The sequence below is a fragment of the Burkholderia sp. BCC1998 genome (assembly GCF_905339875.1).
GTDB lineage: Bacteria > Pseudomonadota > Gammaproteobacteria > Burkholderiales > Burkholderiaceae > Burkholderia.
This window is the reverse complement of sequence record NZ_CAJPHE010000040.1, coordinates 1-24032: the sequence shown is the minus strand read 5'-3', so window position 1 is coordinate 24032 and position 24032 is coordinate 1. Positions and strand designations below refer to the sequence as shown.

The 24032-nt window shown below is 57.0% G+C and carries 18 protein-coding genes and 5 pseudogenes; 12 read left to right on the top strand and 11 right to left on the bottom strand.

Annotation, left to right across the window (positions count from 1 at the left end; translation table 11 throughout):
* Window positions 1-78: 78 nt before the first annotated feature.
* Both U5A56_RS35800 and U5A56_RS37285 read left to right on the top strand, forming a co-directional pair.
* Window positions 79-658, top strand: a pseudogene (locus U5A56_RS35800) (IS66 family transposase); the annotation flags it as partial.
* A complete protein-coding gene (locus U5A56_RS37285) occupies window positions 549-989 on the top strand; it encodes a hypothetical protein (RefSeq protein ID WP_374692808.1) in 441 nt (146 codons plus the stop codon). The pseudogene U5A56_RS35800 and the gene U5A56_RS37285, both read left to right, overlap by 110 nt.
* A 255-nt stretch (window positions 990-1244) precedes the next feature.
* Here U5A56_RS37285 and U5A56_RS35795 read toward each other — a convergent pair whose 3' ends face one another.
* The 6 genes from U5A56_RS35795 to U5A56_RS35770 form a co-directional block, all read right to left on the bottom strand.
* Entirely contained in the window at window positions 1245-1952 is a 708-nt protein-coding gene (locus tag U5A56_RS35795; RefSeq protein ID WP_257776094.1) for a cache domain-containing protein, read from the bottom strand.
* Between the two features lie 3 nt (window positions 1953-1955).
* Window positions 1956-2675: a FadR/GntR family transcriptional regulator gene (locus U5A56_RS35790; protein WP_257776093.1), complete on the bottom strand. Its 720-nt coding sequence runs from the start codon at window positions 2673-2675 to the stop codon at window positions 1956-1958.
* A gap of 443 nt (window positions 2676-3118) precedes the next feature.
* Entirely contained in the window at window positions 3119-4276 is a 1158-nt protein-coding gene (locus U5A56_RS35785; RefSeq protein ID WP_124665573.1) for an NAD(P)/FAD-dependent oxidoreductase, read from the bottom strand.
* 65 nt (window positions 4277-4341) lie between these two features.
* Window positions 4342-5853, bottom strand: coding sequence for an FAD-dependent oxidoreductase (locus tag U5A56_RS35780; RefSeq protein ID WP_257776092.1), 1512 nt, complete (start codon window positions 5851-5853; stop codon window positions 4342-4344).
* A gap of 8 nt (window positions 5854-5861) precedes the next feature.
* Window positions 5862-6845: an electron transfer flavoprotein subunit alpha/FixB family protein gene (locus U5A56_RS35775; protein WP_257776091.1), complete on the bottom strand. Its 984-nt coding sequence runs from the start codon at window positions 6843-6845 to the stop codon at window positions 5862-5864.
* On the bottom strand, window positions 6845-7636 hold the full coding sequence (locus U5A56_RS35770; protein WP_257776090.1) for an electron transfer flavoprotein subunit beta/FixA family protein: 792 nt from the start codon (window positions 7634-7636) through the stop codon (window positions 6845-6847). The genes U5A56_RS35775 and U5A56_RS35770 overlap by 1 nt, the downstream gene beginning before the upstream one ends.
* 594 nt (window positions 7637-8230) lie before the next feature.
* Between U5A56_RS35770 and U5A56_RS35765 the strand changes: the two genes are divergently transcribed.
* From U5A56_RS35765 to U5A56_RS35755, 3 genes are all read left to right on the top strand, one after another.
* The gene (locus tag U5A56_RS35765) at window positions 8231-8980 is read left to right on the top strand and encodes an electron transfer flavoprotein subunit beta/FixA family protein (RefSeq protein WP_257776095.1); all 750 of its coding nucleotides are present in this window, start codon (window positions 8231-8233) and stop codon (window positions 8978-8980) included.
* Window positions 8981-9001: 21 nt separating this feature from the next.
* On the top strand, window positions 9002-9937 hold the full coding sequence (locus U5A56_RS35760; protein ID WP_257776089.1) for an electron transfer flavoprotein subunit alpha/FixB family protein: 936 nt from the start codon (window positions 9002-9004) through the stop codon (window positions 9935-9937).
* A 96-nt stretch (window positions 9938-10033) separates the two neighbouring features.
* On the top strand, window positions 10034-11704 hold the full coding sequence (locus U5A56_RS35755; RefSeq protein ID WP_321927189.1) for an electron transfer flavoprotein-ubiquinone oxidoreductase: 1671 nt from the start codon (window positions 10034-10036) through the stop codon (window positions 11702-11704).
* Window positions 11705-12685: 981 nt separating this feature from the next.
* On the opposite strand, the gene U5A56_RS35750 is transcribed toward U5A56_RS35755, so the two are convergent.
* Window positions 12686-13243, bottom strand: a complete 558-nt coding sequence (locus U5A56_RS35750) for a putative PEP-binding protein (protein WP_257776052.1) — start codon at window positions 13241-13243, stop codon at window positions 12686-12688.
* A 930-nt stretch (window positions 13244-14173) separates the two neighbouring features.
* Between U5A56_RS35750 and U5A56_RS35745 the strand changes: the two are divergent.
* Window positions 14174-14320: pseudogene (locus tag U5A56_RS35745) on the top strand (IS3 family transposase); the annotation flags it as partial.
* Window positions 14321-14408: 88 nt separating this feature from the next.
* Here the strand turns inward: U5A56_RS35745 and U5A56_RS35740 are convergent.
* Entirely contained in the window at window positions 14409-15203 is a 795-nt protein-coding gene (locus U5A56_RS35740) for an SDR family NAD(P)-dependent oxidoreductase (protein ID WP_257776053.1), read from the bottom strand.
* 44 nt (window positions 15204-15247) lie between these two features.
* Window positions 15248-16036 carry an SDR family NAD(P)-dependent oxidoreductase gene (locus tag U5A56_RS35735; protein WP_257776054.1) on the bottom strand — a complete coding sequence of 263 codons (789 nt, stop codon included), beginning with the start codon at window positions 16034-16036 and terminating at the stop codon, window positions 15248-15250.
* A gap of 430 nt (window positions 16037-16466) precedes the next feature.
* On the opposite strand from U5A56_RS35735, the pseudogene U5A56_RS37280 reads away from it, so the two are divergent.
* Window positions 16467-17087 (top strand): annotated as a pseudogene (locus U5A56_RS37280) (helix-turn-helix domain-containing protein); the annotation flags it as partial.
* Window positions 17082-18438 (top strand): annotated as a pseudogene (locus U5A56_RS35730) (IS701 family transposase). The pseudogenes U5A56_RS37280 and U5A56_RS35730, both read left to right, overlap by 6 nt.
* 110 nt (window positions 18439-18548) lie before the next feature.
* On the opposite strand, the gene U5A56_RS35725 reads toward U5A56_RS35730, so the two are convergent.
* Window positions 18549-19646 (bottom strand): alkene reductase, encoded by a 1098-nt coding sequence (locus U5A56_RS35725; RefSeq protein WP_257776055.1) that lies wholly within the window; start codon window positions 19644-19646, stop codon window positions 18549-18551.
* A 982-nt stretch (window positions 19647-20628) separates the two neighbouring features.
* Here U5A56_RS35725 and U5A56_RS35720 point away from each other — a divergent pair.
* Entirely contained in the window at window positions 20629-22107 is a 1479-nt protein-coding gene (locus U5A56_RS35720; protein ID WP_257776056.1) for an APC family permease, read from the top strand.
* Between the two features lie 133 nt (window positions 22108-22240).
* Here the strand turns inward: U5A56_RS35720 and U5A56_RS35715 are convergent.
* Window positions 22241-22750, bottom strand: a pseudogene (locus tag U5A56_RS35715) (integrase core domain-containing protein); the annotation flags it as partial.
* Between the two features lie 45 nt (window positions 22751-22795).
* On the opposite strand from U5A56_RS35715, the gene U5A56_RS35710 reads away from it, so the two are divergent.
* From U5A56_RS35710 to U5A56_RS37275, 3 genes are all read left to right on the top strand, one after another.
* Window positions 22796-22975, top strand: coding sequence for a hypothetical protein (locus U5A56_RS35710; protein ID WP_257776057.1), 180 nt, complete (start codon window positions 22796-22798; stop codon window positions 22973-22975).
* Window positions 22976-23106: 131 nt separating this feature from the next.
* Complete coding sequence (locus U5A56_RS35705) at window positions 23107-23298, top strand: hypothetical protein (RefSeq protein WP_257776058.1); 192 nt, start codon at window positions 23107-23109, stop codon at window positions 23296-23298.
* Window positions 23299-23316: 18 nt separating this feature from the next.
* Window positions 23317-23793: a transposase gene (locus U5A56_RS37275; RefSeq protein WP_415749258.1), complete on the top strand. Its 477-nt coding sequence runs from the start codon at window positions 23317-23319 to the stop codon at window positions 23791-23793.
* The last annotated feature ends 239 nt before the right edge of the window (window positions 23794-24032 follow it).

The window sequence follows — 24032 nt, the reverse complement described above, 5'->3', positions numbered from 1 at the left end:
CCAGATTCGGCGATCCGCGTCTACGTTCTCTGGAACCATGTATTGCTTGCGTCAGCGCTATCGCGTTAGACACAGACCATTCGGTATGTAAACTATACTCTTCAGTATTCAAGGTCAACAGGAAAAAATCTGCGACAGTGGCTCTCAACGCGGGTGCTTGAGATCGAGCACCTGAAGCTCACAATCGAAAAACGCGCCGCATGCAGTTCGGCCGGAAATCGGAAAAGTTGGATTGCCAGATCGAGCAGCTTGAACTGCGGCTTGAGGGCCTGCAGGTCGACGAAGGCGCCGCCGATGTTGCGGCCACTCACGAAACAGCCGCGTCGCGACGGTGCGAGCCGCAAGCCGTTGCCCGATCACCTAGAGCGTGAAGAGCGAATCCACTTGCCCGGTGCCGCTGACTGCCCTGATTGCGGTGGGCGGCTCAAGCCGCTGGGCGAAGACATCGCTGAGCAACTCGAATACGTACGGGCGCGCTTCCGCGTGATTCGTCAACGGCCGCACGAAGACAGGACGTCTGTGGGTCCACGTGCGCATTGATCGGCCGAGTGGCTCCGACGAAGCGCCGGCGGTCTGGTTCGCCTACACGCCTGATCGCCGCGGAGAGCATCCGCAGCGGCATCTCGCTCGCTGCGCCGGCGTGCTGCAGGCTGACGCGTGCCGGCTACGCCGGGCCGTATCGCGGCGACACGGATCACGCCAACGCAGCTCACGAGCGCAACGAGGCCGCACAGCTGCTGCGAGATGCCGCGAAAGCTGACCTCTGGGTGATTGAGGGAACTTACGGCTCGCTCGTCAATGAGATCTGTACCGACTTTACGGCACTGATCTGGCTGTGTCTGGACGAAGCGGAATGCGTTGAGAACATTCGCCAACGCGGTATACGTCGTCGAGGAGACGCGGCTTCCTTCGCAGCATCGTTGGATTGGGCTTCGACGTATCGAAGCCGTCAGGGGCCGAGTTCATACATTGGCCACCAGGGACTGTGAGGACTACCGGGCAAACAAGCGCGTTCTTCGATCACGCGATGCTGTAATGGTCTTCTTGGATAGTTGTGAAACGTAGCGTGTCGTCGCGACTCAGTCGCGTGCACGCGGCGCCTATATCGATACGGTAGTGTCTATATGGCGTTGGAGGTTCGACGCTTTACAACTCCAATCCTAAAAACATATATGCCGTTCAGGTCTTTAACTAAGCGGCATTAGGTATACTTTTTCCGAATTCAACGATCGTCAATCGTTGCTCTATGCAGTTCCGACATACCAACCCACGTCGCCACACGGGAACCGCTTCCGCTTCAACCTCGTCGTGGATACGAGCTCGCCGACTGGAAACGTAGCGCTGTTTGATACCAACACGCGATGCTCATCGTTGAATACGCCGCAGTCGACGACTGCTTTACTCAAAAGCGGCGCAAGCATCCTCTCGAAGTCATCGAGAAGGAAGTCGCCCGCCACCACGCCGATAAATCGGTCGTTTATCCGGATTGGACAAGCCAGCGTCAACAGATAACGATCAAGATCTACATATGGCCCTACAGCAACTCGACGACGCCCCTCTCGAGGCAGGCTCACCCAGTCCGCATTGAGATAGTCGTAAAACGCGCCGCGCCAAGGAACAACCCCGTTTTTCGTCGTATAGATCGCTCCCTCCACGTCGCGTTCGATACATTCGACCCAATGGGGTAGACCCTCGATCACGCCGACGTCAATGACGACTCCCATGCTGGAGACGATCGGGTGTGAGCTACCAAGCGCACGGACCATTCGCTGCTTACCATGCTGAAGATCCGTTGTCCCGATCGCTCCAGACGCATCTAGCAACGGCATAAGATCCTCGCGATAACCTTCGGCGAGTGCCTCCAACTGGACAAATGTTTCGTCGAGCACCGAGCCGATTTGGCCGGCTATGCCAACGAACGTGTCTTTCAAATCAGAGATTTTCGTGGCCATTTTCTAAACCGCTTGCTCCGCAATAGCCTGCAGGCGAAGACGAACAAGATAGTCAAACGTTTGGGACGCGTGAGCTCTCGCTAGCGAAGTCGCCTCCTGTTCGTCGCGCGCTTCAAGTGCTTCCGTTATCCGCTGCAGCGTCCGCTGGGCCTCGGCTCTATATGCGCCATCTTCGTGAGCAAGTCCGAACAGCCAAGTGTACTTCTCATAAATTTCCAGGAGTGCCGCGCTCAAGCGGACCGACTGCGCGGCAGACGCAAGCTCGACGTCAAATCTAGCGTGCGCCCTGCTTGCATCGCTCAGCGTTTGGCCGCTGTTAATGCTCCTGGCATAGTCGAGTAGGCGGCGGCGATTTGCGCTCGACGATCGACGCGCCGCCAATCCTGCACACTCTGAAAGCAACATACCGCGCCAATCTGCAAGGTCTCTCAGCGAAACTGAGGACATGTTGCAGAGTAAGCGGAGGGCATTCTGATGCACGGCGGTCGAGCGTCGACGCACCACCGTACCCCCACCTCGGCCTGGACGCGTCTCAACTAATCCCTCGGCCCGCAATTCCGCCAAAGCCTCACGCAACGAAAAAGCACTAACTCGCAACTGGCCCGCCAGTGCGGCTTCCTTCGGCAATAGCTCCCCGTCTTCCAAGAAACCCAAATCAATTGCAATTCGCAGCCGCGCAACGATGCTCGCGGTTCCTGACAAACCGCTTATGGGTGAGAACATCGCCGAGTGCCACGGTACCGCGTGCTGCTCTGAAGAACGCGTAGCGATCTCTTCCGGTGGCCTGCGGACTCGAGCTGCATCTCTTAACATAGGCGGGTGGATCTCTGCGCGGAAGACGGTTGGATGAAATCGGAAGGTGGCGAGCTTCGGCTACCAGCCCACGATCAAGCGAGGTTGACCGGTCTGCGTAGCGGAGGCAACCCCTCACTCCGTCGCCGATTATACAGACCGGACCGTCGTTGTTAGGGGCGTGCTCGAACGCCCCACCAACTCGACACTTCCAACCGATGCACATGGGTTGCAAGGAACGTGCACCTGCCAAAGCAGGACGGCATTGATGCGAGCTTTGCACCCTGGATAGTTGCAACATCTGTCGGCTAAACCTACCGGGCGCAAAACGAAAACGGCCAAGACTCGATGCTTGGCCGCCATGCACATTGCTATCAGGTATTGTAGTTCCCCGCGTCCCATTTATATTGCTTACGCCAATCCTTCGGCAATCCTGCGAATCGCGACAAACCAAGTTCCTTGATTGGAATGCTGCTCTCTCCTGTCAACGTCAGCTCCGCCATTGCCTTTCCGATAGCAGGCGACAGACCAAAGCCATGACCAGATGTTACTGCCACGAACATACCTTCCGGTCCGTCCACCTTATCAAGGACGATGGAATGGTCGGGCGTGAGGTCGATCACACCACCCCAGCAGCGCAGCAGCGGGACATTTGCTGCCGAGGGTAGCAGCTCCGCTACTCTTCTAGCCGCATTGCGGAGGATCGGCGTCGTCGGCTTCTCGGGCTCCGATGTCAGATCAACATCGATCCACTCGTGTGGTCCACCGTTGAAATGCAGGTTTCCACGATGAGTCTGGCGAACCGATACGCCGTTCCCAATCATTGCGAAAGTGAACATAGGGGGCAACGGTGCCGAGACCATCGCTTCAAGTCTGGCTGCAGCGACAGGTACATATCCGCCGACCATCTCCGCAATCAAACCTGCCTGCGGGCCAGCGCAGTTGACGATACGCGGGGTTGAGATTTCTCCGCTCGGCGTTTTGATCCCCGAAATTGCACCGCCCGACGTCATGATCGACAATACAGGCGAATTCTCCAGAATCGTCACACCGCGATCACGTCCTGCCCAAGCAAACGCCTGAGCCGTGCGTTGCGGATTGGCATGCCCACCATGAGTCGTATGGATCCCGCCAACGACCGATTCGCTCAAATAGGGTAGCAGTTCCCGCGCTTCCTTTCCATCAACCAGGCGGAAAGGAAAGTCAGTCTTAGAGAATGCAGCATATGTGGCCTGCATATCTTCCCATTCATACGGAAATGCAGCCCACAGACGACCGTTCGGGCACCACTCAGTCACGTACCCGAGTTCGTCATCCAAGGTATTCCAAATCCGCTCCGCTTCCGCGGCAACTCGCGCTTCGATGGGCGTTTCGCCGCGAAGGCTCAAATACCCACTGGCACGGCCCGACGCCTCCCAAGCAGCTTTACCCTTGTCCAATACAACGACTTTCGCTCCGGCTTTCGCGAGCCAGTATGCAGTCGAAAGCCCTACAACTCCAGCACCTACAACAGCTACATCAGCGGTTTCCATGAGACTCCTCTGCATATTCATTCGCCTCGATCGTTGCTGCATCGACCAACCAGACTCGGTTCATATCATTGGTGATCGGACGGCGGAGCAGGCCAGTACAGCCAACCGGCGCGCATCTCTTCAGTCTCGTCATAGTCAGCGATGATTTGCAGAGGAATGGGGCGTAACGGACAGCGATAAGACCCTGGGGTGATTTCTTCAAGGGCCTTTCCGGCCGCGTTCGCAAGCAGCATGGAAGACTGATCGCGGCAGCGCTTTCCTTGGCAATGTCCCATCCCGACGCGGGTCAGCCGCTTCACCAGATCTTGGCTAGACTGACCGATCTCCGAAAGGCCTTCGAGACCACCACACGGCACCCGATTTTGTGCTTTGAGGTAACCCGGAGGACTCACATTCAGCAATTCCTGACGTGATACTTCCTCGCATTGACACACCATAACATCCAGCCCCTGGACACGCACAAATGCGTCCAGCCACTCGGTCGGCGGATAGTTGGCAGCCGTTCCCTGACACTCGATGCGCCGCTCTGCATCGACCGGCAATGCGTCGCCACTACCCACGTTCGCCGCGATGTAGCGTGCTGCTCGCCGCCCCTGTGCTTCTGCCTCGGCCTGATCAAGCAACATAGTTTCCGTCAATCCTGCGCCGTCGCCCACTACGAACACGTTCGGAACACTCGTTTGCATGTTGGCACTTACAACAGGCACCCACCCTCCGAGCTCGCGTCGAAATTCGGTCTTACAGCCGGTGACCGAGGCGAATTCGATGTTCGGAATCGCACCAAATGCCATACAAATGGTGTCGCACGGAATCTCGATCGCGCTTCCATCGATGGGTTGACGCATTTCGTCTACACGAACGAGTTCAACTCCATTGACCTCGGTTTCACCGATTGCGCGGCGGACGGCCGTCGAGAGATGAAACGCGACGCCTGCGTTCTTGAGGTTCTCAGCCAATTGGGGGTCGCCTTGTACGTCAGGCATGACCTCAACAATAGCCGCGACGGATACCCCCTTCGAGAGCGCCAACTGCGCTGTTCGCAGGCCAAGGTTGCCACTGCCGAGAATCACAATCTTCCCGCCGCCAAGTGCTTCGTAACGCGACAGCAGAGCGCTTGCTCCATTGGCGCCGAGAACGCCCGGCAAGTTCCAGCCCGGGAATGACAGGATGAGGTCACGAGTTCCCGGCGCAACAATCAGATAATCGTAATCGAGCAACGAACTGCGCTCGGCATCCGCAACGCCAATCTGATTTACCTTCTGATAAGTATTGTTTCTGCTCGGCCGAAAGCTTCCCCAAACTGCGGTCCCGGTGATGACGTCGACTCCGCCCTCGAGACACAGCATCAGAGGTTCGTTGGAACCCAAAACCCGCTCTGCAATTAGCCCCTGATCGGCCAGAACTGACGGAAGCCGCGCACCGTAGAAATACGGCGCATCGAGGCTCATAGCCGATACTTCTTGAGGATGCTCATCGAAGAGCGTCACCTGCATCCCTGCGCTTGCGGCTTCAAGAGCCGCCGCGCAACCCGCTGTGCCGCCACCAATAACAATCACGCGCTTAGATGTCGTTTCCATAGTCACACTTACAAATTTTCCGAACGCAGTTCTTTTACTCGTTCCACGAACGCAGGCAAAACGTCCTTCACATCCCCGACGACACCGAAACGGGCCACTCGGTAGATATTCGCATCCGGATCGTTATTGATCGCGACAACGGTCTTGACCCCTGAAATGCCAGCCAGGTGATGCACTGCGCCAGAAATTCCGACGGCGAAGTAGACATCCGGGCGAATTTTTACGCCGCTGAAACCAACTTGCTTGGAAGGTGGAATCCAGCCAAGTTCCACTACAGCTCGGCTGCCACCTACTCCAGCACCCAATGCAGCTGCCGCGTCATCAATCAACTTCCAGTTTTCCTTGCTGCCAATGCCAAGGCCGCCCGAAACAACAACCCGCGCAGTCTTCAGTTGCGGACCGACCCCAATGGGGTCAGCAATCTCCTCTAGAACCTCAGCCAGAGTATTGATTTCCGGCGCGTCGATCCTGTGAATGGCGCCCGCAACACCGGACTGCTCAATCGGCTCATTGCCACCTGGAGCAAGTATCGCCATACGCAACGGCCGGTTAAATAGGTACTCCGCCCTTGCAGCTCCACCGCTTACCGACTTCGTCGCCACGATTTCGCCCTTGTCAACTGCAATGGCAGTGCACGATGTAACGAGAGCAGCATCCAGTCGCGCGGCCAATCTAGGAACCCACTCGTTGGTTTCGGAGGACTGCTGGAACAGAACAAAGTCCGGCGACACCGCATCGATGATAGCTTTAGCCGAGGCGACGTACGCATCGCTAAGATAAGGCGTCAGTCGTACGTCATCCACACAATAGATGTCCGAACCAGCCATCTCGCTTAGTTGAGTCGCAACCTTCTCAATTCCGCTGCCAACAATTGCCCCCGCCACCGATGTATCGAGAACCTGTGAGAGTTGTCGCGCCGCCGCGACAACCTCTTGCGTGCCCGCGAGCAGTACCCCATTCGCAGCGGAACCAAAAAACAGAACGCCAGCCATCAGATCACTCCTTCTTCGTGCAATCGATCTGCGAGAGCCCTACCCGCTGCCGCGCCATCCCCCGCTGAAACAATTTCCGCGTGCACTGCGCCGACCTCTGGAAAATAGATTCGACGCAGCACCATGCTCGGCGCAGGCAATTCAACGCCAAGATCAGCGGGCTTAAGTGTTGGAATCTCCGCTTTCTTCGAGCTCATGACCCCTTTTAGCGATGGCGAGCGGGGTTTGTTGGCCTCATTCGAAATACCCAGCAAAGTCGGCAAAGCCGATCGAACGTGCTGGACGCCGTCATCGGTCAACCGCTCAACATGAACTCCCGCTGCCGTTACTTCAACCAGTCGCTTGACAGGCGACACTGCGCTCAGGCCGAGCTGCTCCGCGAGACGAAACAGAACCTGCCCATTATCGGTGTCAGATGATTGCCGGCCGCACAAAACGAGGTCCACCGGTTGAAGCGTCCGAATTGCCGCCCAGAGTAACGTCGCAACCACGGCAGGATCAGAGTCGATGCCGCCCGTCCCTTCAACATGAATCGCTTTGTCCGCGCCCATCGCGATTGCACGGCGGAGATGAGCCTTAAGCGCCTCGCTCCCGACACCCAGTACTGTGACTGAGCCGCCGATCGCCTCACGAATCTTGAGCGCTTCTTCAACGGCGTTGACGTCGTAACCGTTGGCCACGTCGCTTACGCCAGCCGGATTCGCAAGTGACTTCCCGTCAGGCCCAAGTACCAGACGCTCTGCCGGAGTGCTGGGGTCATGGACCTGCTTTAGTGTTACTACAATATGCATTTGTCTCTCCATCCGAATAGGCCGACCAATCACACTTTCGTCGGCCAGCAGGCTCCCGCCTCAGTTTCGCCTTTACACACTAGGGATATCCCCTACGCGCCCGCTCGGGCACCAGCACGACTATCGCGCACGGGACGTTCACGCACAAAAATACGACCCATAGATATAATAATTTGACCTCTCGGTCAGTATGCACCATCCTGCCGCGATGTCAAAAAAATTCAGGTCCCACCAACGATCAAAACTCTCGCGACTCTCGCAAGACAACGGGTCCACGGCTCGAGCAGCCGAACAACAGCTCTCGACCAAATCGGCGAGCCCGAACGCTGTCCTTGCGTATCGCAATTTCCGCGATATATACTAGGCGGTCAGTTTTTTATTATCAGCAGTTTTTCAAGCGCCGTCAACGAACCCACGTCCAGCGTGGCACAAGGGTTTCGGGCTTCCGAGGCCTTCAGGCAACCGAGGGGTACTCGGCAACCGGACGCCGGGAGAGCCAGGACCAGCCGTATCGTGGGCGAACAACTGCCCACCGCTGATAACGAAACGTGGACATCGGGTCCCCCCCAAATCATCGATGCATCGGAGGTCAAGATGAAGGTACTGGTGGCAGTTAAACGCGTGGTCGACTATAACGTCTCGGTTAGAGTCAAGTCTGACAATACAGGGGTTGACATTGCAACAGCCAAGATGTCGATGAATCCCTTTGATGAAATTGCAGTTGAAGAGGCGGTACGCCTGCAGGAATCTGGGGCGGCAAGCGAAGTTATCGTCGTCTCGTGCGGCGTCGCCCAAGGTCAAGAGACACTACGAACCGCATTAGCCATGGGAGCCGATCGCGCCATTCTCGTGGAAACTCAGCACGAACTTCAACCGCTCGCCGTCGCGAAGCTCCTGCATTCCCTTGTTGAAGAAGAGAAGCCTGGTCTCGTCATTGTTGGCAAACAAGCGATTGATGACGACTCCAATCAGACTGGTCAGATGCTCGCGGCGCTTGCCAGCATGCCGCAGGCAACATTCGCCTCAAAAATCGTCATCGCCGATGGAAAAGCAACTGTCTCTCGCGAGGTCGATGGAGGTGCCGAAACACTCGCCCTAACGCTTCCGGCCGTCGTGACGACGGATCTTCGCTTGAATGAGCCACGCTACGTCACGCTGCCGAATATCATGAAAGCGAAGAAAAAACCTCTCGCAGTAACGACGCCGGACGAATTGCGTGTGGACGTCAAGCCTCGCCTTAAAACACTCCGAGTCTCTGAGCCGGCGAAGCGCGCAGCTGGTGAAAAAGTCCCGGACGTCGCCACACTGGTGGCAAAGCTCAAGACTGAAGCCAAAGTGCTTTGAGAGAATGCGGAGATTGATGAAATGACGATTCTGGTAATTGCGGAACACGACAGCGCCTCAATCAAGGCGGCGACCCTGAATACGATTGGGGCAGCGCAAAAGATTGGTGGTGACATCCATTTGTTGGTGGCAGGTCACAACGCACATGCCGCAGCAAACGCAGCCGCAAAGATCGCGGGCATCAGCAAAGTGCTTCTGGCGGACGCACCGCACTTAGCGGATGGCTTGGCCGAAAACGTAGAGGCGACGGTACTCAACATCGCGACGAATTACACTCATGTCCTTGCGCCCGCAACCGCCTACGGAAAGAACGTTTTGCCGCGCATCGCAGCAAAGCTCGATGTTGCGCAAATTAGCGACATTACTGCCGTCGATTCGGCTGACACGTTCCAGCGCCCCATCTATGCTGGCAATGCGATCGCAACAGTGCAGTCGTTTGATCCAATCAAGGTGATCACGGTTCGATCTACGGCGTTCGATGCAGCATCGGACGACGGCGGGAACGCTGCAGTCGAGCCGATTTCTCCCGCTGCTGCGGCTGAGCGCATTCAGTTCGTCTCGCGGGAAATGGCCAAGCTTGAGCGGCCAGAACTCACAACCGCCACCGTAGTTGTGGCCGGAGGCCGCGGACTCGCTGCCAAGGAAAACTTTGAGTCCGTGCTTACGCCGCTCGCCGACACGCTGAACGCAGCAGTCGGTGCATCACGCGCAGCGGTCGACGCTGGCTATGCCTCAAATATCTATCAGGTCGGGCAAACGGGGAAAATTGTTGCACCTCGCCTGTACATTGCAGTCGGCATCTCCGGGGCGATTCAACATCTCGCGGGCATGAAAGACTCCCACGTTATTGTTGCGATCAACAAGGATGCTGATGCACCTATTTTCAGCGTCGCCGATTATGGTCTGGTTGGCGATTTGTTCGAGGTAGTACCTGAGCTGGTCAAGGCATTGCATTAAAGAGAAAAAGTCTGCCCAGAGGGTATGGTCGCACGCACACCTCTTGCAGCGAGTTGCCCTTCTGGAAACCTTACTCATTAACGGAGTTGTCGATTTATGGCAGTTGACGCCGAAATCCTGACCCAAGAACGCGAATCGATGGAATACGACGTCGTGATCGTCGGCGGCGGCCCCGCCGGGCTGTCGGCCGCGATCCGGCTCAAGCAGCTGGCCGCCGAGAAAGGCACCGAGATCGGCGTGTGCGTGCTCGAGAAGGGTTCCGAGATCGGCGCGCACATCCTGTCGGGCGCGGTGATGGACCCGCGCGCGATCACCGAACTGTTCCCCGACTGGAAGGAACGCGGCGCGCCGCTCGATGTCGAGGTGACGGAAGACCGCTTCCTGTTCCTGTCCGAGAACAGCGCGGTCACGACGCCGAACTGGGCGCTGCCCGCCAACTTCCAGAACCACGGCAACTACGTGATCTCGCTGGGCAACGTCACGCGCTGGCTCGGCCAGCAGGCCGAAGCGCTGGGCGTGGAGATCTTCCCCGGCTTCCCGGCCGCCGAGATTCTGTACAACGACGACGGCTCGGTGAAGGGCGTCGCCACCGGCAACATGGGCGTGGGCAAGGACGGCGAGCCGACCGAGAACTTCCAGCTCGGCATGGAGCTGCACGCGAAGTACACGCTGTTCGCCGAAGGCTGCCGCGGCCACCTCGGCCGCCAGCTGATCTCGACGTTCAAGCTCGACGCGAACGCCGATCCGCAAGCGTACGGGATCGGCATCAAGGAACTGTGGGAAATCGATCCGGCCAAGCACAAGCCGGGCCTCGTGATCCACACGGCCGGCTGGCCGCTGAAGTCGGACACGTACGGTGGCTCGTTCCTGTATCACATGGACAACAACCAGGTCGTGGTCGGCTTCGTGGTCGGCCTCGGCTACACGAACCCGTACCTGTCGCCGTTCGAGGAATTCCAGCGCTACAAGACGCACCCGTCGATCCGCGCGTTCCTCGAAGGCGGCAAGCGCGTGTCGTACGGCGCGCGTGCGATCACGGCGGGCGGCCTGCTGTCGCTGCCGAAGACGGTATTCCCGGGCGGCGCGCTGATCGGTGACGACGCGGGCTTCCTGAACGCGTCGCGGATCAAGGGCAGCCATGCGGCGATCAAGACCGGGATGCTGGCAGCCGATGCCGCGTTCGATGCGGTGCAGGCCGCCCGTCAGTCGGATGAGCTCAACGCTTACCCGGACGCCTTCAAGCAATCGTGGCTGTACACGGAGCTGTACCGCGCACGCAACTTCAAGCAGTGGATGGCGAAGGGCCTGTACCTCGGCACGCTGATGGTCGGGCTCGAGCAGAAAGTGATGGGCGGCAACGTGCCGTGGACGCTGCATCACAAGCATGCGGACCACGAGATGCTGAAGCCGGCATCGCAATGCACGCCGATCGAGTATCCGAAGCCGGACGGCAAGCTGACGTTCGACCGGCTGTCGTCGGTGTTCATCTCGAACACGAACCATGAGGAGAACCAGCCGGCGCACCTGACGCTGAAGGACGCGAGCGTGCCGGTGAACGTGAACCTGCGTACCTACGCGGGCCCCGAGGGTCGCTTCTGCCCGGCGGCCGTGTACGAGTTCGTGAAGAACGACGACGGCAGCGATCGCCTGGTGATCAACGCGCAGAACTGCGTGCACTGCAAGACCTGCGACATCAAGGACCCGACGCAGAACATCGTGTGGGTCACGCCGGAAGGCGGTGGCGGGCCGAACTACCCGAACATGTAATGCCAGCGAGACGCCTCCGTGAGTATTCGATTCACGGAGGCGCCCAAGCATACATGTGCCCGGTACCTTGGAGGACGATCCAGACATGTCTACGACGGCCAACCTGCGGCCGCCAAAACCGCCAGCAGACTCTTACGTTCTCGGAAATACGATGCGTCTGCGGCACCTCGAATGCGAATCCGCCTCGTGATCTCCTCTGAAAGGTGGGCAATGACTCCCGGCATCGTTGATACAAGTTCCGATCCTGTCATCTCAGCGCGAGTAAATTGCATCTCCGCCAGAATTGCCGCCATCATCTTTATCTCGTTGATGACGAGACCGGGCTTGTTTGCCTGCTTGATGAAAGACGCGTGGATGGCCTCATACCAGCCACATATTTCCCCCAAACAGCGGCTCAGAGTCGCGATCGCCTTCAGCTTTTGCGCGCGCGGATCGATGTAGCGGAAGGTCGGGCGGCCAAAGCCTGTGAATCATTGGCCCATTGTTCAGAGGGCAGCCACGATGACATCGGCAGCACCAGCCATGGAGTCGCCTTGCTTCTTATACTCCGCGAAGCTCGACAGAATGAACTCGCCGCCGCAATCAGGCGCAAGCGTGTATTCGCCAGCAGATAGTACTGCCCATGCCCGACCCAGCGACCGTCGAATTATCTGTCACTTGATAGATCCTGCACGCGTTGGGATTTTCGCCGATGGCTGCTGGACCTGCGGGTACTAGTAAAAGGCAAGGTTCTCTTCAAGCCTCACGAGTCGGACGCTGACTCTAACGCTTGCAGGACTCACGGCCCAATGGCTGAAGTCATATGTTCGGTGGTGGGGCCACCGATGTCGGCAGGCTCACACGGCCGGACAACGATGGGCGACGTACCGGACTGGTAAATACGCCCGATACGTCCCCAATGCAGCCGCAATCTTGAATCGCTGGCTATTGCGGACTTGGTGAACGGCCGCTACACGACCATGTCGTATTCGCGTCCGCACCTCAAATTCCGGTGACGAGCTTCCTAGCACGCAATATCGAGTTGGGGCTCATACTGAGTTCGTCGACCCCGAGGTTCACGAATACTGGAATCATGTCCGGCCGAGACGCGGCGTCACCGCATACGCCGATACTGATGTGCGCCCGCTTCGCCGCGTCGCATACCATCTTGATCGCCTGAATGACAGCCGGGTGCTCGGTCCTGTAGAGCGAGGCAAGGCTGGGATTCATGCGATCGACGGCCATTATGTATTGCGTAAGGTCGTTGGCGCCGATCGAGAAGAACTCGACTTCCTGCGCCAGCAGATCGGCAGTGAGAACCGCAGCCGGCGTCTCGATCATGATGCCGAGCTTCGGAACCGCAAACGGCACCCCGCTTCGGTCAGTTCCGCAGCGATGCTGCTCGATGATCGCCTTCGTGCGGCGAACCTCGTCTACATCGTCGACCATGGACAGCATCACGCAGATGTTTCCGTGGGCAGCGGCACGCAATAGCGCAGCGGCACGACGGCTGCAACAAGGCCGGATATAGAGCTGCAGCCATCCTGTCTGTCGAAACACAAGAAAACTGTTGCAAACGGGACGCGTTCATATAGCAACTGATGATATTGGCAAGGTTCGCGCGAGCAAGATTAGGCGCGGACAACTCTTCTGCAAGGATGATGCTCGGTACGTTCAGCTCCCGCAGAGACTTTTGCTGCTTGCCAAGAAGCACGGCCACGATCTCGCGCGTCAGGCCGCGAATGTCATCGGCGAGCGATTGGGTGGCGCAAACAGAATGAGTGAGACATCTGGCCGAAAATCCGATCGCGAAATTTCTCAGCATCTGTATTCCGTTCGCTACCATCCTTGGCTCGGTCGAACTCCGGCAAGCTCGCTTGGCTCAGCCACCGCCTGCTCTTCCGATCGGCGTATCGATTCAGCGTACCGTTGCCAACTCGACGCCGCGAGTTCGCAGTACCGGTTCGTCGCTTCGATCTTCTCACGCAGTTCGGCGTCGGTCAGTACTCAGACGATGCGGGCCGGTACACCCATGACTAGGGTTCCTGCCGGTACCTGCATTCGCAATTTGACGCACACACAAGCTGTCATGATGGCCAACTCACCGATTACCGTGTTGTCCATCACGCCGACGTTCGTCCCGATCAGGACGTTGCACTCCAAACGGGCGCCATGTACCACTGCGCCGAGGCCGACAAGCGATCGTACGCGCAGCAAACATGTCATTCCGTACCGGACATGCAACGTACAGTTGTATCCACACAACCGGGACCTCGACCCATAGAGCATCCGTAAGCTTCGTGTAGCTGTCCTGTGGCATTGCGGACATATCACGATCATGCCAGGCAGGTGCGCGAACCATGATTCCAAGCTCTACTAGTGTTGCGCAGCGTTACTGCTCACTGTTCTATGGGCATTCGAAAAACGAGTGGAACGCCACCCCGGTCACCAAACATGTAGCGGATCTTCACGGTTTGGTCGACAAGCTCGTCCATCGAGGGCGCCAGACGGAAAATCGAGGTCTGGCACAAGTACTATAACGAGGCGCGTCCTCCGTCCGCGCTGCAGTGGATAATACCGGCGGAATTCGCTCGCCAGTGCGCCGATCAGGCCGATTCGGGCAACCCTGAACAGCCCCTAGCATTATTTAAATACGATGACCCACGCAGTATACCAGGATCGGGATGCCCCGATACCTGGATCATTGCAAGAGGCGCAAAGCAATTTACCAAGCCGGATTCATGTTAGCCAATCCGCAAATCGAAAAATTCTGACCACTGATAAAACCCGCCCCGTCCGACGCCAAGAATAGGGCCATAGAAGAAATATCGGTCTTGCTGCCATAGCCAAAGCCCGTCACCGCGCTCATCTGACGAGCCCATTTCGCCGCTTCCGATGAATTACTGGATAGCATCGCCTCGTCGTAGCCGCTTACGATGGGCCCCGGTGAAATGCAATTTACGGTAATCTTATGCGGGGCGACTTCCTTTGCCAACGCACTGCTAAAGCCAATTACTGCCGCTTTCGCTCCGGAATAGTCAGCTCGCCCAGCTGCTCCGATCACCCCGTCCAGCGAAGAAATATTAATTATTCGCCCGGCGCGCTGTGAAATCATTTTACCGATAACCGCGTGAGTGACGTTCAGAACGCCCTTGTAATTCCGGCCGATAATCTCATCCCAGATCTCCTCAGTGGAATCACAAAACAGGGAAGACCGCTCCCGGGCGCTCCCGCCGGCGCAGTTGACCAAGATATCGATCTTCGTAAGCTCAGCGATGACAGACTCATACATGCGGTCGACTTCACTCTTCTTCGACACATCCGCAGCAACACCCAATGCGCGCACACCTAAAGAGCCAATGCTTGCGACCGTTTCCTGAAGCGCGATGTTATTCCGGCTGGTGATCGCAACGTCCGCTCCTGCCTCAGCGAGCTCGAGAGCGATTGTGCGGCCGATGCCCGTACTGCCCCCCGTGACGAGGGCGACTTTGCCCTTTAACATCGTAGTCAAGAAGTCCATAGATCTTTCTCACTCGTCCAAATAGAATTTTTCACTTCTGCGCTTTACATACGATTGGTTCTTCCACCATCGACAGGAATCGTTTGCCCGCTAATATATGCGGACTCTTCAGATACCAAGAAAAGCGCTGCGTTCGCAATATCTTTCGGCAATCCAGTCTTACCCAACACCGTGGGCTTACTGAATTCCTTTATCATTGCTGCATATTCATCCGGTGTCTTACCCTCTCTCACGAGTGGGGTTGCAACAAAACCAGGTGCGATGCTATTGACATTGATATCATACTTACCGAGCTCGGCCGCTGCGTTACAGGTCATCTGAATGACTCCCGCCTTAGAGGCGCTATAGGCCACGCCTTCGCTCACTGCACCCCTTCCACAAATGGAAGAAATATTGACGATCTTACCGTATCGCTGCTGAATCATATATTTCGCGGCAGCCTGAAGGCAAAGAAATGATCCTTTTAAATTGACGCTCATATTAGTCTCCCACTCCTCCACGGAAGTGTCGAGTAAGGAGCTTGAGATGCAGACGCCAGCATTGTTGACCAATATGTCAATTTTTCCAAAATTGGCGTACACCTCTGCCATCATTTTTTCTACTTGATCTTTCTTGCTGATATCGGCCTCGATCGATAGGCACCTACCACCGTTGGATTTTACCTCCTCCTCAATTTCGGTTAAATTTGCCAAGGAAAGATCACACACCGCCACGTCCGCACCAGCTTTTGAAAAGGTCGACGCAATTTCCTTGCCCATTCCACGCCCGCCCCCAGTAATGATTGCGACTTTTCCTTCCAAAATCTTTTTACCATCAATATCGACTACCCGCATAATCCCTAGCTCCGGTTCGGTTTTAGATGGAGATAACGAGTATCTCCGGACACAGCGCTATACCCAAGGAATAGCTGCTGCTTTTCTTGGCCCTCTGTGCTGATCTAGCGTTCTCCAATCCCACTCAGCGGGCAACACCAGATGTTCGTTCGTCAAACGAACAAATACTTGGTTTGAAGCATGCTCATGTCGCTCTCCTCTACATTGATAGAATTGACCCGTGAGACTTAAAATATGACCTACCAGTCAGTATGCACCTGAGGACGCTAAACGTCAAAATTGTTTTGTTTCCTGACTCTGGATGCCTCCGCACCGACGCGGCCGCCGTGAGGTCGACCACGCCGACGACATTGTCCTGATCCGTTCCAGGGAAAACACCAACGCGCTGCCCGCACCCGCCAGTACTCGCCAGTAACAAGCTGCGTCTAAGGTGGCGCAGGCGCTGCCATTGCCGGCGCGGGTCGTACTGGCCTGCGCCAGGGACCGCCAACAAGACGGTCGCGGCAGAACTGCGGATTACTGAGCAAACTGTCTCAGAGTGGGTGCGCGCTACGTGACGCACCGCCTCGACGGCCTGTTCAACGGGCCGTGTCCGGGTGCGCCCAGATCGACGAACACGCACGTGTCGATGCCGTGATCGCGAAGACGATGGAGGTCGTACTGGCGGAAGCTACGCATTGAAGTCGGCGCACGATGGCTCAGGAGATGAGTCTCTCACAGACTGCGGTGTCGCGAATTTGACGGTCTGTCGGCCTGCAACCGCACCGGCAGCAAACCTGCGAACTTTCGAGTGATCCTATGTTCGCGACATCGTTGGCCTGTACTTCGTCCGCCGTTGAAGGCGATGGTGCTGTGAGTTGACGACAAGAGCGAGATCGAGGCACTGGATCGTATGCAACCCATACTGCCGTTGCCGCCCGGCATTCCCGAGCGTCGTACTCACAACTACCTGAGCCACAGCACCACCACTCTGTTTGCCGTGCTGGACATTGCTACTGGCGAAGTCATCGGTGAATTGCACCGTCGCCATCGCAGTAGTGAACTCCTGCAGTCTGTATATGATAGAAGCCATTTGTATGAAACGCTTGGGCATAGCGACCGCGCGAGTCAGGATTGAGAGGCTATTGCCAATGGCTGATGCTGCCAATTCGGCGCAAGAGCGTTGAGCCGCTGGCGGCACATCCTGAACCGAAGCATGTGAGCGCGACACCAGTCGCTGCAACATCCCGTGGCGAAGTGAATGGTCCGACCCGGTGCTGCCCGAGCAGGCGCGGCGCTGAGTGCTGCCGCACACGGCCCCGGCTGGCGGATTGTACCCAATACTGAATGATTGATGACACGGGATTCCCCCAGAAGGGAACGCATTCGGTCGGCGTTGCGCGGCAGTACTGCGGTCAGCTGGGCAAGCTGGACAACTGCAAGGTTGCGGTGAGCCTGTCGATGGCGACGGAAGACGCAAGCCTACCGGTGTCATATCGACTGTATCTGCCGCGTGAATGGAGCGACGATCCCGTGCGACGACAGAAAGCCGGCGTGCCAGAGGAAATCGAGTTCGCAACCATACCGCAGATTGCGGCGGGGTAGTTGCGCGAAGCACGGCAAAGCGGCGCACCCGACGGTATAGTGTTGGCCGATGAGGACTATGGAGACGACACCTCGTTTCGCGCGGCTATTAGCAAGTTCGGGCTGCAGTATGTGGTGGGCATGCTCTCAAACACGCGTGTATAGGTGCCGGGCACGGCTCCTATACCGCCCGAGCCAGTTGGAGGGACGTCGGGCCGGCCACGCAATTTGTTACGGCGCGCACGGGGACATGAGCCAGATCGGAGTCAACGATCTGGCCTCTACGCTCGATGCCTCACGCTATCACAACGTGATATGACGCGAAGATTCGTGCGCCTCACGCAGTTCGCGCTTTGCCGCCGTGCGCGTGCGTACTTCACATCGAGATTACTGGTACTTTCCTGTGAGATGAGGACTGGCTGCTGAACAAATGGCCCGAAGGTGACGCAGAGCCACTCAAATACTGGCTTTCGACTATTCCCCCCAGACACGACGCTCGAACGACTGGTTCACGTCGCCAAGATGCGCTGGGAAATCGAGCGGGACTATCAGGATCTCAAGCTAGCGTTCGGTCTTGGGCACTTCGAAGGACGTGGCTGACATGGACTCCATCACCATGCATCGCTGGGTTTCTTGGTGCTCAACGCCTCATTCAAGATGACAATGAAAAAAATCTGCGATCCGCGCCCCATTTGCCTTACCCTCGGATTACGTCCGACGCGGGTCACCAGCGCGCAGCGCCACGTGGCTGATTCCATCACCACGCGGCGCTGACGTATCGCCGCATACATCGCGCGCCGGCTCAAGCGATGTCCGTTTTGTTCAGCGTCCAATGCTGATTTGGACACAGTAAGACTAGACCGGTGTGTGCCCATTTAAGTTTCACGGCCGCCCCCCCCTTTTCCGGGCGCGTCGATAATGAGAATCCTTTTGAACGCCTCGCAATTCATCAATTTCCCTGGCCAGTCGGAGCGTCATCTAGGCATGGGTAATCGAGATATCCAGCCGGCCCTTGACTAAACCAGGTCTCCATTAGTGGTTCATTCAGACGGCTGCCTAGTTGCAGGCGCTTCGGCAAGTCCGGATTAGCCAGGAACGGGCGACCGAAACTTATTCCGTCTGCCAAGCCAGATGCAACATCCTCGCGGGCTTTCTGAATGTCGTAGTCACTATTGAGGATAAGTGGTCCGGAAAAATGCTTGCGAATCAGTGGAGACTGCCGGGGTACGTCCGTGCTGCCATATGTCCCCATGGGGCCGGGCTCCCGCAGTTCGAGGAAGGCAACACCGATGTCTTGCAAGATCATTGCTACTGCTTGAAACAGTGCGGCTGGATCGCTATCGTCAACACCTTGAGAGTCCCCGTTTGGGGAGAGGCGCACAGAGACTCGATCAGCGCCTACCGCCTCAACGACTGCTTGTGTCACTTCCTCGAGAAGCCGAACTCGGTTCTCGATCGAACCACCGTACTTGTCATCGCGACGGTTGCTGCCATCACGTAGAAATTGGTCTATCAAGTATCCGTTTGCCGCGTGAATTTGCACACCGTCGAAGCCGGCAACAATTGCGTTTCGTGCCGCGCGAACGTAATCTGCAATTACGCCCTGGATCTGTTCGATGTTCAATGGCCGCGCCAACTCATATGTTCTCTTTCCTTGATAGGTGTGTACCATGCCTGGTGCAGCGGTAGCGCTGGCTGACACTGGCTGTTCGCCTGTCACGCTGCTGTGGACAGCACGCCCCATGTGCCAGAGTTGGACCACTATGCGTCCGCCGGCTTCGTGCACTGCCTCCGTGACCGGCTTCCAGGCAGCCACCTGCTCGTCTGACCAAATACCGGGTGCATAAGGCCACCCTAGGCCTTGTTGAGAAATACCCGTCGCCTCTGCAATGATCAGTCCAGCCGATGCGCGCTGGCGATAATAGTCGGACATGATCGCTGTCGGAACATGGTATCGACTCGCGCGACCGCGCGTCATGGGTGCCATAACCACCCTGTTCGGTGCGACGATCGAACCCAGTGGCAACGGCTGAAAAAGGCTAGACATCAAATTTTCTCCTAAGATTCTCTGAAAACACCCAAGGATGCGTCAACCCCGTCGGGTGCGCCGTTGTTAGCACATATCGAACACACGCACGCCGTATTCACGTGCAAAAGAGCGCAGAATTGGCATGACTGACAACGGTGAGGAGCGATTGAATCCGGACGATTCTTCGATCAGTTGCTACATGAAACTCACAGTTGCCTGGAACCCTCACGCGTCGTCGATGCGCCAGCAGCGCCATGACAAGCGGACACGCCCGCAAGCGCTGTCTTCGTGACCTGTCGTTAGTTGTCTTCCCCGAGCGGAGCCTGGGGAGCAAACGTCAGCCTCCCGTCTGCTTCCCACTTATACCATCACCGCCTTTTTTTGAATGATAAGTATGATATCCAAACCGCCCGGTTTGTCAACCACCAACTGGCTGCGGTGTCCGCGCCTCCATCGCGCGATGAGCGCTTGCAGGCACGCCAATTTGAGACGGTTTCTGATTGCTGGCTGTAGCTTTGAGGATCTGCTGATGTGAATACGTCTTTCGGCGGGGCGGTCGCTGCCTTGTCGTGCCTGCCATCAGTGATGATCGACCGTGTCGGGAATCGACCAGCCGGATCCCGGATCAAATCGGCGGCCCGTGGAGTTACAGGATGCGCGTGGCAGGAGTAGGGAAACTACTGTCACGCCTCCCTCGCCCTTCTGCATAGCGTTGGAGGGGAAGCAACTCGCGAAGCCGCAAAACCACTTGAACGAAAATATTCGCCATCGTAGAGTTCTCCTGCGTCAGGTACTCCGTGATCTTTTAGTTTGACCATTGAGTACATTAAGACGGCAGTGAGCGAGTGGACTCCGGTGAACCCGTGCTGCTGTTGCCCGCGACTAGGGAGCGCCACGATCTGAGTCGCGCGCGCCTAGGTTTGACGTCTCTTACACGCACGCGCCGTGATTGTTCGACGCACGAGTACTACTTCGGTGAATTACAGGAGCATGGAAACGAATGGAAACGTTACTCGATGGTGAAGGCGGAACCACGACGCCAGGCGTGCGAAAGACTGAGGCGAATGATTGTCCGGTCACGCTCTCCGGACAGCTTGGGACGTTTGACATTGTCTTCACGGTGTTGGCCTACAACGCACCGCTGACTGTTGTGACCGGCTTTATCGGTTTGTCGATGTCCCTCGGAAACGGGCTGGGCACTCCCGTGGCATTCTTGACTGCCGGCCTGCTCATGCTTGTCTTCGCGGTCGGTTTTACGACGATGTCGAGACACGTCCCGAATGCAGGCGCATTTTATGCCTACATCACGGCAGGCCTTGGCCGTCCGCTTGGATTCGGCAGCGCGTTGATGGCTATACTTGCCTACGGATTCATGTTGGTCGGTATGTACCTATACGCTGGTTTCTCGTACTCGGCCCTCGTTAAGCAGCTTTTCAACGCGGAGCCGCTTGTTTGGTGGGGTTACGCGCTCATTTTGCTCGCCGTGATAGCGGTGTTTGGATATCTGAGAATCACGTTCTCGGCGCGGCTTCTTACTTTCGCATTGGCGTGTGAGGTGTTGCTCGTTTTCATCTGGGAAGTTGTAGTCGGCGTTACTCAAGGGCCATCCGCTCTCTCGCCTGCTTGGCTAACCCCCGCCACCGTAATGTCCGGCTCTCTCGGGATTGCAATGCTTCTTGGCGTGACCTGCTTTGCCGGCTTCGAGGCCACGGCGGTTTTTCGGGAAGAAGCACGCGATCCCGCGATTACAACCACACGAGCAACATATATCGCGATCGTGGTCATGGCGCTATTGTTCACGTCGGCCGCATACGTGCTCATTTGTTCGTATGGTCCGGAAGCAGCGATGGCAAAGGCGACTGCAGACGCATCGACGATCACGCTCGATTCCATCGGGATGTACCTTGGCAAGGCGGGATCAGTCACGGTGAACGTTCTTCTATGCTCGAGCATTTTCGCGGCCGTTCTCGCATTGCATAACATTTTGTCACGATACATCTATTGTCTCGGAATTGACGGTACATTTCCACGTCGCCTTGCTGCGGTCCACGGACGACATGGATCACCGTATCGTGCGTCTGTCTTGGTCACGCTTGTCATGCTGTTTCTCGTGGTTGGTGCGATCGAGACCGGCGTTGCTCCGTACGAAGGATATGGAATTTTGGTTGGTGTCGGCGGATACTGCTTACTATTGCTCCTCGTGCTTACGTCGTTGGCAGTATCGTTATTTTTCGCGCGCAGCACGCATAGAGAGAACTTCTGGAAAACGAGAGTTGCGCCGATCGTGAGCTTCCTGCTTCTCGCCGCGGTAGGTTGGTTTGCAACGACGAACATGGAAGTCCTTGCGGGGAACGTGAAAGTTGCGGCAATCCTGCTGGGCTTCGTTTTTGGAACGATGATAATCGGTTCAATCTATGGCTGGCGACTGAAGAAAACGAAGCCTGATGTTTATGCAGCTATCGGGCGGCAAGTGATCTAAGACGACCGGGGCGAAGCTTCGCTTATTGGCGAGCAGTTGCGGTGTTTCGCGCAGTGGCCCGTGCGTAAGCGACTTACCAGGCCATTGGTACAAGCCCGCGCGCAGTGAAGCTAGCCCAATTTCTGTCGCAGTCTTAGCTGGAAAGCTCCGGCTCTTCGAGGCGAGCCGAACCGGCCCGATCGGTGCACTGGCGGGCGAATTCCGCCGGTGTCATCCACTGCAGCGCAGAGTGAGGGCGCGCCTCGTTATAGTACTCACGCCTGACCTCGATTTTGCGTCTGACGTCTTCAAGCGACAAGAACCAATGTGCGTTGAGGCATTCCTCCCGAAAGCGTCCACTGAATGATTCATTCTTCGCGTTGTCGATCGGCTAGCCAGGGCGCAAGAAGTCAATCTCCACGCCGCTCCCGTACGCCCATTTGTCGAGCGCCTTCGAAATGAACTCGCTGCCATAGTCTGCCTTGATATAGCGTGGAAGCGGACGATGATGCGCAAGCCGAGTCAGCGCGGCGACAACGTGCTCGCAACGCAACGAGCCGTCGACTTCAATCGCCAGACATTCCAGCGTATAGTTGTGCACGATCGTGAGCGTGCGCAAGCGTCGACCATCAAACAGCGCGTCAGCGACTAATGGTATGGTCCACCCGCTTCTTCTATTGTAGTGGCGCTACCACCCGTGGAGGCTGCTATGAACCCGGTCACGTTAGGAATCGATTCCGGCAAGCGCTGGTTCCACGTCGTCGGCTGCGACGCTGCTGGCAAAGCGGTGCTGCGCAAGAAGTTGGGGGCAATCAACTCCTGCAGCTTATGGCACAACATCCACCGTGCGTTGTCGGCATCGAAACATGCTGTGGCTCGCAGATTCTGACCCGCAAATTTCAGGGCTTCGAGCACGACGTCAATCTTCTGCCAGCACAGTACGTCAAGCCGTTCGTCTAATCGCAGAAGAATGACTTTAACGACGCTCTGGCTATTACCGAAGCTGTCCGACTTCCGACGATGCGGTTTGTGCCGCTCAAGTCAGAGGAACAGATGGATGTCCGGGCGCTGCATCGCGCCCGCGAACGCCTGCTCCAGCAATGCCTGGCATTGATCACCCAGATGCGCGGACTGCTGCTAGATCGCGATATCGAGATTGCACATGGGTTCTACGCGCTTCGCACCGTGCTGCCCTCTCTGCTCGAGAAGTAAGACTCCGGCTTAACTCCCATGATGCGCGATCTTGGGCGCATGCTACTCGACATGTGGAACCGCACGGAATCAACCATTGAACAGATGAACGATCGGCTCAAATATCTCTCACGCGAGAGTGACCTTTGCCGACGCCTTCAAACGATTCCAGGTGTCGGTGTCTTGCTGTCGACCGCCATCGTCTCAGCAGTCGGCAATGCATCAACGGTCCGGCGGGCACGCGATCTCGCCGTCCGGGTAGAGCTGGTGCCACGACAGCATACAACCGGCGGCAAGCCTCGCTTGCTAGGTATTACAAAGCAGTTATCTGCGTCGCCTATTCGTGCAGGGCGCCCGCGCGCTGTGAGTACGGAAAGACAAGCATCCCAACGATCCGATCCAGCACCTGCTAATCCAACTTGCCGAACACCGACATGCGCACATTGCGGTCTGCGCGCAGACAAACAAACTCGTACACATTGCATGGGCAGTCATCCGAAGCGGCGCGGAGTTTAACCTGCACTATCACACTTGAGGCATACCAGACTGATAGCTACCCTCGATGCAACGTCTTCCCGCAGCTCGCGCAGCCAATCAGCATGGCGCAAACGATCATCCGTCGCTTCCCCAAACCCGTCGGGACTTCCGGCAGACATCATGCCGCGCCACTAATTGGGACGGAAGCGTGCAACTACATCACGCGGCCAGATCCCGCTTCGATCGGATCGCTATAGGCCGAATAGATAAACGCGAGT

Excerpts from the sequence above, each read along its gene's own strand:
- U5A56_RS35795 (WP_257776094.1), bottom strand. The coding sequence starts at position 1,952 with ATGGCCACGAAAATCTCTGATTTGAAAGACACGTTCGTTGGCATAGCC.
- U5A56_RS35790 (WP_257776093.1), bottom strand. The coding sequence starts at position 2,675 with ATGTTCTCACCCATAAGCGGTTTGTCAGGAACCGCGAGCATCGTTGCG.
- U5A56_RS35785 (WP_124665573.1), bottom strand. The coding sequence starts at position 4,276 with ATGGAAACCGCTGATGTAGCTGTTGTAGGTGCTGGAGTTGTAGGGCTT.
- U5A56_RS35780 (WP_257776092.1), bottom strand. The coding sequence starts at position 5,853 with ATGGAAACGACATCTAAGCGCGTGATTGTTATTGGTGGCGGCACAGCG.
- U5A56_RS35775 (WP_257776091.1), bottom strand. The coding sequence starts at position 6,845 with ATGGCTGGCGTTCTGTTTTTTGGTTCCGCTGCGAATGGGGTACTGCTC.
- U5A56_RS35770 (WP_257776090.1), bottom strand. The coding sequence starts at position 7,636 with ATGCATATTGTAGTAACACTAAAGCAGGTCCATGACCCCAGCACTCCG.
- U5A56_RS35765 (WP_257776095.1), top strand. The coding sequence starts at position 8,231 with ATGAAGGTACTGGTGGCAGTTAAACGCGTGGTCGACTATAACGTCTCG.
- U5A56_RS35760 (WP_257776089.1), top strand. The coding sequence starts at position 9,002 with ATGACGATTCTGGTAATTGCGGAACACGACAGCGCCTCAATCAAGGCG.
- U5A56_RS35755 (WP_321927189.1), top strand. The coding sequence starts at position 10,034 with ATGGCAGTTGACGCCGAAATCCTGACCCAAGAACGCGAATCGATGGAA.
- U5A56_RS35740 (WP_257776053.1), bottom strand. The coding sequence starts at position 15,203 with ATGGACTTCTTGACTACGATGTTAAAGGGCAAAGTCGCCCTCGTCACG.
- U5A56_RS35735 (WP_257776054.1), bottom strand. The coding sequence starts at position 16,036 with ATGCGGGTAGTCGATATTGATGGTAAAAAGATTTTGGAAGGAAAAGTC.
- U5A56_RS35725 (WP_257776055.1), bottom strand. The coding sequence starts at position 19,646 with ATGTCTAGCCTTTTTCAGCCGTTGCCACTGGGTTCGATCGTCGCACCG.
- U5A56_RS35720 (WP_257776056.1), top strand. The coding sequence starts at position 20,629 with ATGGAAACGTTACTCGATGGTGAAGGCGGAACCACGACGCCAGGCGTG.
- U5A56_RS35710 (WP_257776057.1), top strand. The coding sequence starts at position 22,796 with ATGAACCCGGTCACGTTAGGAATCGATTCCGGCAAGCGCTGGTTCCAC.
- U5A56_RS35705 (WP_257776058.1), top strand. The coding sequence starts at position 23,107 with ATGCGGTTTGTGCCGCTCAAGTCAGAGGAACAGATGGATGTCCGGGCG.
- U5A56_RS37275 (WP_415749258.1), top strand. The coding sequence starts at position 23,317 with ATGATGCGCGATCTTGGGCGCATGCTACTCGACATGTGGAACCGCACG.